The organism is Escherichia sp. KTE172 (genome assembly GCF_000408845.1).
Classification (GTDB): domain Bacteria; phylum Pseudomonadota; class Gammaproteobacteria; order Enterobacterales; family Enterobacteriaceae; genus Escherichia; species Escherichia coli.
The window spans coordinates 2,734,690-2,747,454 of record NZ_KE137316.1; the positions used below are offsets into that span (position 1 = coordinate 2,734,690).

The 12,765-nt window shown below is 46.5% G+C and carries 9 protein-coding genes; 4 read left to right on the plus strand and 5 right to left on the minus strand.

Annotation, left to right across the window (positions count from 1 at the left end):
* Nucleotides 1-218: 218 nt before the first annotated feature.
* Nucleotides 219-791 carry an acid-resistance protein HdeD gene (gene hdeD / locus G434_RS10755; RefSeq protein ID WP_000965681.1) on the plus strand — a complete coding sequence of 191 codons (573 nt, stop codon included), beginning with the start codon at nt 219-221 and terminating at the stop codon, nt 789-791.
* Between the two features lie 796 nt (nt 792-1,587).
* Complete coding sequence (gene gadE / locus G434_RS10750) at nt 1,588-2,115, plus strand: acid resistance transcriptional activator GadE (protein ID WP_000576690.1); 528 nt, start codon at nt 1,588-1,590, stop codon at nt 2,113-2,115.
* Here the strand turns inward: gadE and G434_RS10745 are convergent, their stop codons facing one another.
* Nucleotides 2,116-2,394, minus strand: coding sequence for a hypothetical protein (locus G434_RS10745; protein WP_001205327.1), 279 nt, complete (start codon nt 2,392-2,394; stop codon nt 2,116-2,118).
* Between the two features lie 107 nt (nt 2,395-2,501).
* Here G434_RS10745 and mdtE point away from each other — a divergent pair, with 107 nt between their 5' ends.
* Together mdtE and mdtF are read left to right on the plus strand one after the other, a co-directional pair.
* Nucleotides 2,502-3,611 (plus strand): multidrug transporter subunit MdtE, encoded by a 1,110-nt coding sequence (gene mdtE, locus G434_RS10740; RefSeq protein WP_306174501.1) that lies wholly within the window; start codon nt 2,502-2,504, stop codon nt 3,609-3,611.
* 24 nt (nt 3,612-3,635) lie between these two features.
* Complete coding sequence (mdtF, locus tag G434_RS10735) at nt 3,636-6,749, plus strand: multidrug efflux pump RND permease MdtF (protein ID WP_000024845.1); 3,114 nt, start codon at nt 3,636-3,638, stop codon at nt 6,747-6,749.
* 362 nt (nt 6,750-7,111) lie between these two features.
* Here mdtF and gadW read toward each other — a convergent pair whose 3' ends face one another.
* The 4 genes from gadW to ccp all read right to left on the minus strand — a co-directional run bounded on the left by gadW (nt 7,112) and on the right by ccp (nt 12,401).
* On the minus strand, nt 7,112-7,840 hold the full coding sequence (gene gadW / locus G434_RS10730; protein ID WP_000150006.1) for an acid resistance transcriptional activator GadW: 729 nt from the start codon (nt 7,838-7,840) through the stop codon (nt 7,112-7,114).
* A 368-nt stretch (nt 7,841-8,208) separates the two neighbouring features.
* Complete coding sequence (gene gadX / locus G434_RS10725) at nt 8,209-9,033, minus strand: acid resistance transcriptional activator GadX (RefSeq protein WP_001191051.1); 825 nt, start codon at nt 9,031-9,033, stop codon at nt 8,209-8,211.
* Between the two features lie 359 nt (nt 9,034-9,392).
* Complete coding sequence (locus G434_RS10720) at nt 9,393-10,793, minus strand: glutamate decarboxylase (RefSeq protein WP_000372259.1); 1,401 nt, start codon at nt 10,791-10,793, stop codon at nt 9,393-9,395.
* Between the two features lie 210 nt (nt 10,794-11,003).
* Nucleotides 11,004-12,401, minus strand: a complete 1,398-nt coding sequence (gene ccp, locus G434_RS10715; protein WP_000784847.1) for a cytochrome c peroxidase — start codon at nt 12,399-12,401, stop codon at nt 11,004-11,006.
* Nucleotides 12,402-12,765: the final 364 nt, after the last annotated feature.

Genomic DNA, 12,765 nt, shown 5'->3' on the forward strand with positions numbered 1-12,765 from the left:
CGAATCAATTTCGACACTGAGGTTATAACCTGGTTTTCTGTATATGTCATGTTGATGGAAAATATCAAAATCAGATATTTTTATTTCAATACAATGAGTTACAGATGCATCAGATACTGTAATTAGGAAATTTTTATTAAATCGACTGCATTCTTAGACGCGTTTTTGGCATAGATTGATAGCAGGGGATTTTCTTCTTAATTTTATAGGGTGGTTCTATGTTATATATAGATAAGGCAACAATTTTGAAGTTTGATCTGGAGATGCTGAAAAAGCATCGCAGAGCAATCCAGTTTATTGCCGTGTTGCTGTTTATCGTCGGGTTGCTGTGTATCAGTTTCCCGTTCGTCTCTGGCGATATTTTAAGCACGGTAGTGGGTGCATTATTAATATGCTCGGGCGTTGCGCTTATTGTTGGATTATTCAGCAACCGCAGTCATAATTTCTGGCCGGTATTATCCGGTTTCCTCGTCGCAGTCGCCTATTTATTGATCGGCTATTTCTTCATCCGCGCACCGGAGCTGGGCATTTTTGCCATTGCGGCATTTATTGCCGGTTTGTTCTGTGTTGCAGGGGTTATTCGCCTGATGAGTTGGTATCGTCAGCGTTCAATGAAAGGCAGCTGGCTACAGCTCGTTATTGGTGTGCTGGATATCGTCATTGCCTGGATATTCCTTGGTGCAACGCCGATGGTGTCTGTAACTTTGGTTTCCACACTGGTGGGTATTGAACTGATATTTAGCGCCGCCAGCCTGTTCAGCTTCGCCAGTTTGTTCGTTAAGCAGCAATAATTATCCCAGTTGTCACCCGGATCATAGTCACTTGATGTGACTATGATCCGATTAATACTCTCTCCGCTACACAGCGTTGTAGATCAATTGCGCACTATCATTGAAATAATTACCTGCTGATGATTATTTCAACCTACTGAATTTCATCTGATTTTTTCATTCCATGGCAAATTAGCCATTTCAAACATTATCATGGCTGATATTTTCCGTAGTCAGGTTTAATGTTTTAAAAGTGCTGTGGGAAAGTGAACAAAGAGTTCCGTAAGCGTTGATGCTATGGGCGGTTAAATAAGTAATCCGGGTTCATTTTTTGCAACAGGCGTTGATTACATTGCATAAATATCCGTGTCTCCAGACGCTATATAAAAACCTGAAGACATGAATGAGTTATTTACTCAGGTAATTTCAATGCGTTAAAAGAAAGCTGGCAATCCAATTGCCAGCTTAAGTCGAAACAAGGAGACTCGATATTTAAATCGGATTACATTTTAACTTTAGTAATATTCTTCAGAGATCACAAACTGGTTATTGATAACTTATTCTTGGGCAGTAATCCGCAAACGTTAACTTTTTGTTTACTATTTACAAACTGTTAACAACCAGGAATCTTACTTAGGATCAATATATGGAGTGCGTGATGGATAAATCTGAAGTATTGATTAGTGTTAATAAACGTATTAGTTCACGAAGGGCAAAGTTCTTATAGGCGTTTACTATATTGAACAACGATTCGGACAAGGATGTAAATAATGAAAAGGATGACATGTTCGAAACGATAACGGCTAAGGAGCAAGTTATGATTTTTCTCATGACGAAAGATTCTTTTCTTTTACAGGGCTTTTGGCAGTTGAAAGATAATCACGAAATGATAAAAATCAATTCCCTGTCAGAGATCAAAAAAGTAGGCAATAAACCCTTCAAGGTTATCATTGATACCTATCACAATCATATCCTTGATGAAGAAGCGATTAAATTTCTGGAGAAATTAGATGCCGAGAGAATTATTGTTTTGGCACCTTATCACATCAGTAAACTAAAAGCTAAAGCGCCTATTTATTTTGTCAGCCGCAAAGAAAGTATCAAAAATCTTCTTGAGATTACTTATGGTAAACACTTGCCCCATAAGAATTCACAATTATGTTTTTCACATAATCAGTTCAAAATTATGCAACTGATTCTGAAAAATAAAAATGAAAGCAATATCACGTCGACGCTCAATATTTCGCAACAAACATTAAAGATTCAGAAATTCAACATTATGTACAAGCTGAAACTAAGACGTATGAGCGACATCGTCACCCTGGGTATCACATCTTATTTTTAGTCAGGACATAAGCAACTGAAATTGATGGCTGGCATGACGAGGGATGCAGATGCTGATTTCATTACCCCCGGTGATTACTAAAGGAGAGGCGAAAACGACTTTATTCCCCTGGTATGTGTATCCACCAGTAGAACCCTTCGTTGCCCGAATGCTGGCAGGAACTGTTGGCAGAACGGCAACATTTTTTTTGTCGTTGACCTCACCATGTCGATCACTATGCCTGTATCCCACCTTACTGGCTGACAACCCCACTATGCCGCTGGTCTGTAAATCCCTCATATCTCTCCTCGCGCGCAATTTAAAGAACCGTTATTTCTCAAGAATTTTCAGGGACTAAAATGAACAGAAGAAGAAAGCTGTTAATACCGTTGTTATTCTGCGGCGCGATGCTCACCGCCTGCGATGACAAATCGGCGGAAAACGCCGCCGCCATGACGCCTGAGGTCGGTGTCGTCACGCTCTCCCCCGGTTCGGTCAATGTGTTGAGCGAATTACCCGGTAGAACCGTTCCTTATGAAGTTGCCGAGATACGTCCCCAGGTGGGCGGTATTATCATTAAACGCAACTTTATCGAAGGCGATAAAGTGAACCAGGGCGATTCGCTGTATCAGATTGATCCTGCACCTTTACAGGCCGAGCTGAACTCCGCCAAAGGCACGCTGGCGAAAGCGCTCTCTACCGCCAGCAATGCCCGCATCACCTTTAACCGCCAGGCATCGTTGCTGAAGACCAACTACGTTAGCCGTCAGGATTACGACACCGCGCGCACCCAGTTGAATGAAGCAGAAGCCAATGTCACCGTCGCCAAAGCGGCTGTTGAACAGGCGACTATCAACCTGCAATACGCAAATGTCACCTCGCCGATTACGGGCGTCAGCGGGAAATCGTCGGTGACCGTCGGCGCACTCGTTACCGCTAATCAGGCAGATTCGCTGGTTACCGTACAACGTCTGGACCCGATTTATGTCGATCTCACGCAGTCGGTGCAGGATTTCTTGCGTATGAAAGAAGAGGTCGCCAGTGGGCAAATCAAACAGGTTCAGGGCAGTACGCCAGTACAGCTCAATCTGGAAAATGGTAAACGTTACAGCCAGACCGGCACGCTGAAATTCTCCGACCCGACGGTGGATGAAACCACGGGCTCCGTGACGTTACGGGCGATTTTCCCCAACCCAAATGGTGACTTGCTGCCTGGCATGTATGTCACGGCATTAGTGGATGAAGGTAGCCGCCAGAATGTATTACTGGTGCCGCAGGAAGGTGTCACCCACAACGCCCAGGGTAAAGCAACGGCGCTCATTCTGGATAAAGACGATGTTGTGCAGCTACGCGAAATTGAAGCCAGCAAAGCCATCGGCGACCAGTGGGTCGTCACCTCTGGCTTACAGGCTGGCGATCGGGTGATTGTTTCCGGTTTGCAACGCATTCGTCCGGGTATCAAAGCACGAGCAATTTCCTCCAGCCAGGAAAACGCCAGCACCGAATCGAAACAATAACGTTGCAGGCTTAAGGGGACTTTCATGGCTAACTATTTTATTGATCGCCCGGTTTTTGCCTGGGTACTTGCCATTATTATGATGCTTGCAGGCGGTCTGGCGATCATGAACTTACCGGTTGCGCAGTATCCGCAGATTGCGCCACCGACCATTACCATCAGCGCTACCTATCCAGGTGCCGATGCGCAAACGGTAGAAGACTCGGTCACTCAGGTGATTGAGCAAAATATGAATGGGCTTGATGGCCTGATGTACATGTCTTCAACCAGTGATGCGGCGGGTAATGCCTCTATTACTCTGACCTTCGAGACTGGGACATCTCCTGATATCGCACAGGTTCAGGTGCAAAATAAACTGCAGCTCGCTATGCCTTCATTACCTGAAGCGGTGCAGCAGCAGGGGATTAGCGTCGATAAGTCGAGCAGTAATATCCTGATGGTAGCGGCGTTTATTTCTGATAACGGCAGCCTCAACCAGTACGATATCGCGGACTATGTAGCGTCTAATATCAAAGACCCGCTAAGCCGTACCGCGGGCGTTGGTAGCGTACAGCTCTTTGGTTCCGAGTACGCCATGCGTATCTGGCTGGACCCGCAAAAACTCAATAAATACAATCTGGTACCTTCCGATGTTATTTCCCAGATTAAGGTGCAGAACAACCAGATTTCTGGTGGGCAATTGGGTGGCATGCCACAGGCGGCAGACCAGCAGCTAAACGCCTCGATCATTGTGCAGACGCGTCTGCAAACGCCGGAAGAATTTGGCAAAATCCTGTTGAAAGTTCAGCAAGATGGTTCGCAAGTGCTGCTGCGTGATGTCGCCCGCGTCGAACTTGGAGCGGAAGATTATTCCACCGTGGCGCGCTATAACGGCAAACCTGCTGCCGGGATCGCCATCAAACTGGCTACCGGAGCAAACGCCCTGGATACCTCGCGGGCAGTCAAAGAGGAGCTGAACCGCTTATCAGCCTATTTCCCCGCAAGTCTGAAGACGGTTTATCCTTACGACACCACGCCGTTTATCGAAATTTCTATTCAGGAAGTTTTTAAAACACTGGTTGAGGCTATCATCCTCGTCTTCCTGGTCATGTATCTGTTTTTGCAGAATTTCCGTGCCACAATCATCCCGACGATTGCCGTACCGGTGGTTATTCTCGGGACGTTTGCGATCTTGTCGGCGGTCGGTTTCACCATCAACACGTTAACTATGTTCGGGATGGTGCTGGCGATAGGGTTACTGGTGGATGACGCCATCGTGGTGGTGGAGAACGTCGAGCGTGTCATTGCGGAAGATAAGCTACCGCCGAAGGAAGCAACGCATAAATCGATGGGGCAGATCCAACGTGCGCTGGTCGGGATTGCCGTTGTTCTTTCCGCAGTGTTTATGCCGATGGCCTTTATGAGCGGTGCAACCGGGGAGATCTACCGCCAGTTCTCCATCACGCTGATCTCCTCCATGCTGCTTTCAGTATTTGTGGCAATGAGCCTGACCCCTGCCCTGTGCGCCACCATTCTGAAAGCCGCGCCGGAAGGCGGTCATAAACCTAACGCCCTGTTCGCACGCTTCAACACGCTGTTTGAAAAATCAACTCAGCACTATACCAATAGCACCCGCTCGCTGTTGCGTTGTACCGGTCGCTACATGGTGGTCTACCTGCTGATTTGCGCCGGGATGGCGGTGCTGTTCCTGCGTACGCCGACCTCTTTCTTACCAGAAGAGGATCAGGGGGTATTTATGACCACCGCGCAGTTACCTTCCGGTGCCACCATGGTTAACACCACGAAAGTGCTGCAACAGGTGACGGATTATTATCTGACTAAAGAGAAAGATAATGTTCAGTCGGTGTTTACCGTTGGCGGCTTTGGCTTCAGCGGCCAGGGGCAAAACAACGGTCTGGCGTTTATCAGCCTCAAACCGTGGTCTGAACGTGTCGGTGAGGAAAACTCGGTTACCGCGATCATTCAGCGGGCAATGATTGCGTTAAGCAGTATCAATAAAGCCGTCGTCTTCCCGTTCAACTTACCCGCGGTGGCTGAACTGGGTACCGCGTCAGGTTTTGATATGGAACTGCTGGACAACGGCAACCTGGGGCACGAAAAACTGACCCAGGCGCGAAACGAGCTATTATCACTGGCAGCGCAATCACCGAATCAAGTCACCGGGGTACGTCCGAACGGACTGGAAGATACGCCGATGTTCAAAGTGAACGTCAACGCCGCGAAAGCTGAGGCAATGGGTGTGGCGCTGTCTGATATCAACCAGACAATTTCCACCGCCTTCGGCAGCAGCTACGTGAACGACTTCCTCAACCAGGGGCGGGTGAAAAAAGTGTATGTCCAGGCAGGCACGCCGTTCCGTATGTTGCCGGATAACATCAACCAATGGTATGTACGCAACGCCTCTGGCACGATGGCACCGCTTTCGGCCTATTCGTCTACCGAATGGACCTATGGTTCACCGCGACTGGAACGCTACAACGGCATCCCGTCAATGGAGATTTTAGGTGAAGCGGCGGCCGGGAAAAGTACCGGTGACGCCATGAAATTTATGGCAGACCTGGTCGCTAAACTTCCGGCAGGCGTCGGCTACTCATGGACCGGACTGTCGTATCAGGAAGCGTTATCCTCAAATCAGGCTCCCGCGCTGTATGCCATTTCACTGGTCGTGGTGTTCCTCGCCCTCGCCGCACTTTATGAGAGCTGGTCAATTCCGTTCTCGGTGATGTTGGTTGTACCGTTAGGCGTCGTTGGCGCATTACTAGCCACCGATCTACGCGGCTTAAGTAATGACGTCTACTTCCAGGTTGGTTTGCTGACCACCATCGGGCTTTCCGCCAAAAACGCCATCCTGATTGTCGAATTTGCCGTTGAGATGATGCAGAAAGAAGGGAAAACGCCGATAGAGGCGATCATCGAAGCGGCGCGAATGCGTTTACGCCCAATCCTGATGACCTCTCTGGCCTTTATTCTCGGCGTGCTGCCGCTGGTTATCAGTCATGGTGCCGGTTCTGGCGCGCAAAACGCGGTAGGTACCGGCGTGATGGGCGGGATGTTTGCCGCAACAGTGCTGGCAATTTACTTCGTTCCGGTCTTTTTCGTTGTAGTGGAACATCTCTTTGCCCGCTTTAAAAAAGCGTAACGTGTAAATGAGAGTAAGGTTGAACGTGAGGGTTCAGCCTTACTCTTTCCTGCCAACCATTCACCACTCAACAACCAGCTAACCGTCAGGAATACCAGGCTTAGTACACAGCACTGAAAGTAGAAACCACTCCAGCCATTCGTCATCAATTTGAATAACACAATAGTGACCCACATTCCCGTAATCGTATGAATTGTCAGCTTAATAATCCCAAACATGCCGAGTCTTTTCCTCCTGAAAATACCTATACCGCCTGGCAAACTGCGAAAGAGAACTAGCCGGTAGCCCGGCAGAAATCATCAGGGAAGAGTTTCACATGAAGCAGGTGTGAGATCCTGACCAATATTCAAATGCAAAATATGTCAGGAAAAGGTACCTGGCGAATGTTGCGCAAACTGATGTGGCGTTACACCATAATATTGTCGAAATGTGTTTATAAAGTACGATGTACTGCTATAGCCACATTTTTCCGCAATAGTATGCAGAGGAATTTGACGTAACTCGAGTAATCGTCTGGCCATCGACATCCTGGAGGCGAGTAATATTTTACTGAAACAGGTATTTTCATCCTGCAACTTTTTTTTGATTAGACTCTCGCTGGTATACATTCTTTCCGCGATATCGCGCAGATACCAACGTTTAGCGATATCAAAGCTAATAAGGCGTTCAACTTTTCCTGAAACAGTACTGATACTATTGAAAAGTAAGGGGATCAGTTCTTTCTTATGAGAAAACATCGATAAACAGGAAAGATAGAGCATTTTGCTCAGTATCGGCGAATTTACCCCGGAGTCATTGAAACTATCAAAGATCGCCGTCACCAGCGGCATGGGGGGTGACTGGTTAATTAACAGACGGTCTTTGCTATGTAACCCTAAATTGCGTGGTATCTGACGAATATTTTGTAAGTAATGGCAAACTGTCAGCTCATCGATATCCAGTCGTCGCGTATCCGGTGAACAAAACGCAAAATCGTCTGCCAAATTTTTATCCAGTAACAGGATACTCTCGTTGTGCAACGATATTTTTTGCTGTTCATGATAAATATCGAATGAACGACGAACGAGGATCACCGAGCAGACATGAGTCATGACTATCCCTTATATTTCATTACTGCGATTATTTCAATTTCAGTATACTAATGAAATGATGCCAGACTGTTTCTTAGCGCAAAAACTGCCAGATTTGGTAGGACCAAAATTTATCCACAAAGTAGTTTTGCATAACAGTTAATTGATAATAAGTAAATGCAACACGAATATATTTTCGCACAGCGTATAGCTTATGTTTATAAAAAAATGGCTGATCTTATTTCCAGTAAAAGTTATATTTAACTTACTGAGAGCACAAAGTTTCCCGTGCCAACAGGGAGTGTTATAACGGTTTATTAGTCTGGAGACGGCAGACTATCCTCTTCCCGGTCCCCTATGCCGGGTTTTTTTTATGTCTGAGTAAAACTCTATAATCTTATTCCTTCCGCAGAACAGTCAGTGCCGTAAAAATTCCCTTGCGCAACAATACTTGCCGCCGAGTCACGGTTCGACAATCCCTGCGCCGATCGCTCCTGATACTCTGTGGGCGTCATCCCATAATAATTTCGAAAGACGTAAATGAAATACGACACGCTGTGATATCCACAGGACACTGCGACTCGCTTAATTGAAAAGCCATGTATAACAATAAGTTGCAAAGCATGTTGCATTCTACACTCAGTAAGCAACTGTGAATATGAAGTCTCTTCTTCGCGCAATTTTTTCTTTAACAGGCTTGGACTCATCAACAGCTCGCTGGCGATTCGGGCTAGTGTCCACTCATGGGCGATATTATTATTGATAACCGTACAAACTCGTGTTCGCATGTTCGGTTGCAAAACGTTCAGAAGTAGCGGTATAAACTGCTCATCCTCCAGAAAAACAGATAACAGCGCAAAGATTAATGCTCTTTTACGTAGCGTTTCTGCATAGCGAAGATTCTTATTCTGCGATAGTTGCGCAACTTCCTGAAAAACAGGAATATCTCTGGTACAGTGATGAACGAGTAATGAAGGAACTTTTTTATGTGCATGAAGTTTTAATGCCTCCTCCTTGAGCATCGGGAGAAATAATGAAAGCGTATCCCTTGAAACTAATATGAAATGTTCACCACACTTATCTACTCGAATTTGGCTTGCATCCGCAAAAACCAGGTCACCGCCATTAAAATAGCGATATTCACCATTAACCATGGTGAGAATATATTTATGTCTTGCGTACGCAATTAGACAATTCCCATGTAGTGATTGCATAGTTGGCTTAATATTACATAAACATATTACTGTTTATTAATGTAGCACGCCGCCCTCTTAAGTCAAATTGATTGATAAATAAATTTTAACGAAGCGGGAAAACAGGATGATAATCTACGGGCAGGATGACTGGATTTATAATACAAAAGGCGCGCTTAAGAACGCAGTGAAATTAATAGTAAGCAAATAATACCTTGTAGTGACATGAAAAATATCCGTTACATTGAATAAACATTCATATAACATATATCTTATCAACACGATGAATAGACAGCCAATATATTATTGCGATTAATAAGCAACCGAATGCCCAACTGTTTTTTAAAGGTTGGGCATTCGGTTTTTACAACGTTATGTTATCAGGTGTGTTTAAAGCTGTTCTGCTGGGCAATACCCTGCAGTTTCGGGTGATCGCTGAGATATTTCAGGGAGGCTTTGTAGTCTTCCAGCAACAGTTCAGCAAAGTCCATTTCGAAGCCGCGACGACACATAATGCGCATCACCACGATGTCGGTGGCTTCACCGCCGAGAGTGAAGGCCGGAACCTGCCAGCCGCGCAGACGCAGACGTTCAGAGAGGTCGTACAGGGTGTATCCCGGATCTTCACCATCTTTCAGTTTGAAGCAAACCGCCGGGATGCCTTCGTCCGGGCGACCGGTACAGATGAACTCATACGGCCCCAGTTTGGCGATTTCATCCGCCAGATAGGCAGCGACCTGGTAGGAAGCATTCTGTACTTTGGTATAGCCTTCACGACCGAGGCGCAGGAATTCATAGTACTGTGCAATTACCTGACCCGCCGGGCGGGAGAAGTTGATGGCGAAAGTCCCAATCTGACCACCGAGATAGTCAACGTTGAACACCAGTTCCTGCGGCAGCGCTTCTTCATCACGCCAGATAACCCAGCCGCAGCCCAGCGGAGCCAGACCGAATTTATGGCCTGAAGCACTGATCGATTTCACACGCGGCAGGCGGAAGTCCCAGACGATATCCGGGGCGACGAACGGTGCCAGGAAGCCACCGCTGGCGGCGTCGATGTGCATGTCGATGTCGATGCCGGTGTCGGCCTGGAATTTATCCAGCGCATCGTGCAGCGGCTGCGGGAACTCATAGTTACCGGTGTAGGTCACGCCGAAAGTCGGCACCACGCCGATGGTGTTTTCGTCGCAGGCTTCAATCATGCGTTTCGGGTCCATAAACAACTGACCGGGGCGCATAGGGATCTCACGCAGCTCCACATCCCAGTAGCGGGCAAATTTATGCCAGCAGATTTGTACCGGACCGCACACCAGGTTTGGTTTGTTGGTCGGCTTACCTGCGGCTTCCATACGCTTGCGCCAACGCCATTTCATCGCCATCCCGCCGAGCATACAGGCCTCGGAAGAACCAATGGTGTTGGTGCCAACGGCCTGACCATTTTTCGGCGCAGGCGCATGCCACAGATCGGCAACCATGTTTACGCAACGCAGGTCGATGGCTGCAGATTGCGGATATTCTTCTTTGTCGATCCAGTTTTTATTGATCGACAAATCCATCAATTTATGGACGTTTTCGTCGTCCCAGGTCTGGCAGAAAGTGGCCAGGTTCTGACGAGCGTTGCCATCAAGATATAATTCATCATTGATAATCTGGAATGCGACATCATCGCGCATTTCGTGCAGCGGAAATCGTTTTGACTCCGCGATAGTAGAAATGGCCTTTGCGCCAAAACGTGAATCGAGTAGTTCTGAGCGGAAATCCGTTAACAGCTTCTGGTCCATTTCGAACTCCTTAAATTTATTTGAAGGCAATAAAAAAGTAGGATTTATCCGCAATGGAAGCAAGGCATTCCAGGCTTAATTTAAATAACAAAATCCTAAGCAGAAAAACGACTTTTTATAATATAAACATTTAACATGATAATATTAAAAACAGACTTTATTATCGTAATGAAAATCGCCCAAACATTCCTGTTCGGGCGATTAAATTAATTATTGTTTATCCTGCATATACGGCGTGTAAACCCCGTTCAGACTGTGCAGGAAAGCTACGATATCATCCACATCCTCCTGCGGCAGCTCTTTGCCTACCTGATAGCGCAACATCAGTTTCACCGCCCCGTCCAGCGTCGGCACATCACCGCGATGGAAGTACGGTGCCGTTAGTGCAACGTTACGTAAACCGGGTACTTTCTGACGCAATTTATCGCGCTCTTCTTTAGTAACATTCATACGACCAATATCCGCCGCCGTAATTTCACCAAAGTTAAAGTCTTTTTTCAGCCCCAACGGTTCGAAGGAACGTCCGCCGAGAATAATACCACCATGACAAGTTGCACATTTATTATCTTTAAATAATTGATAGCCTTTTTTCTGTTGTGCCGTCAGCGCATTCTCATCTCCACGCAACCATTTATCAAATGGGGAATCCGGCGTAATTAATGTTTTCTCAAATTCAGCAATGGCATCAGTAATATTTTCGCCACTGAAACCTTGCGGATAGACTTCGAGGAACTGCGCTTTAAGCTGCGGATCTTTTTCCAGCTTAGCAATAATTTCGTCCCAGGATTTCGACGCCATTTCAATCGGATTCAACGGCGGTCCACCAGCCTGATCCTGCAATGTTGCCGCACGACCATCCCAGAACTGCTCAACGTTAAATACTGAGTTAAATACCGTCGGCGCGTTAATCGGGCCCACTGCGCCACCAACACCAATCGATGTTTTTCTGCCATCGACGCCCCCCGCATTCAACGCATGGCAATGAGCGCATGAAATGGTGCTATCAGCCGATAAACGGGGATCGTGATACAGCGCAAAACCCAACTCCACTTTTTGCGCATCGGTAGGCAGTTTTTGCGGGATGGGCTGCACCGGTTCATTGCGATGCTCCGGAGCAGTATCATTGCTGGCGTAATATTCCGCGCGCTGTTTTGCAATCCAGGCCAGTATTTCCGCCCGCTCTTCATCACTCACCTTACCCGCCCAGTGTAGCGCGGTATAACGCGTTGGCGGCATAGTTTCATACTGCATCACCCATTCAATCTTATTCAGATCGCTTTGCGAAACGGGTTTATCAGCCAACAGAGCCGCACGCACGGCCTCGAGGTTAAAAGATTTATATCCAAGCTTTATGTCGTAATCCATCAACTGTTTCGCGCCGGGAATATAATAATAGGCAGGTAATTCTGCCGAAGGCGTATGGCAATAATCGCATCCTTTTTCGCGGAGAAAGCCTAAAACCTGATTATTTTCACTGACAGCAGATGCCTGAACATCGGCCTGTTTACTGCGTTTATTATCGTGGTACCACACATAACCAGATAACCCTAAATAGCAAATCGCGACGCCAGCCAGGCCGATCGCGGTAATACGTGAGACCATTTTCATTATTCTTCCCTCACGGTGGTGAGTTATTGTGACCCAGAAAATTTTCCAGAATGCTGCAAACGTCTCTGCGAGACAAAGCCATCATAAAAAACAGGGAGATACGCTTTTTGATAGGAATCAATCAATTACATGAATATAAACTATCAATAAGATAGCCTGTGCCTATTACCCAGATCAGAAATGGCATATCATGATTGCGGCGAGAGCAGGATTGAATGTTCTGAAAATGAAAAACAAAACCAAATCCGTATTTTTATAAATTCCATTGATATTAGTGCGTTATATTTTTTGACAAGTTAATAAACGTGATCTACCGCACGCTTTGTCGCCCACCAGGCGGAGCGAATGACTACCCTTAAAGAAA

Coding starts and splice junctions, on each gene's coding strand:
- gadE (WP_000576690.1), top strand. CDS start 1,588: ATGATTTTTCTCATGACGAAAGATTCTTTTCTTTTACAGGGCTTTTGG.
- G434_RS10720 (WP_000372259.1), bottom strand. CDS start 10,793: ATGGACCAGAAGCTGTTAACGGATTTCCGCTCAGAACTACTCGATTCA.
- hdeD (WP_000965681.1), top strand. CDS start 219: ATGTTATATATAGATAAGGCAACAATTTTGAAGTTTGATCTGGAGATG.
- ccp (WP_000784847.1), bottom strand. CDS start 12,401: ATGAAAATGGTCTCACGTATTACCGCGATCGGCCTGGCTGGCGTCGCG.
- mdtE (WP_306174501.1), top strand. CDS start 2,502: ATGCTCACCGCCTGCGATGACAAATCGGCGGAAAACGCCGCCGCCATG.
- G434_RS10745 (WP_001205327.1), bottom strand. CDS start 2,394: ATGAGGGATTTACAGACCAGCGGCATAGTGGGGTTGTCAGCCAGTAAG.
- gadX (WP_001191051.1), bottom strand. CDS start 9,033: ATGCAATCACTACATGGGAATTGTCTAATTGCGTACGCAAGACATAAA.
- mdtF (WP_000024845.1), top strand. CDS start 3,636: ATGGCTAACTATTTTATTGATCGCCCGGTTTTTGCCTGGGTACTTGCC.
- gadW (WP_000150006.1), bottom strand. CDS start 7,840: ATGACTCATGTCTGCTCGGTGATCCTCGTTCGTCGTTCATTCGATATT.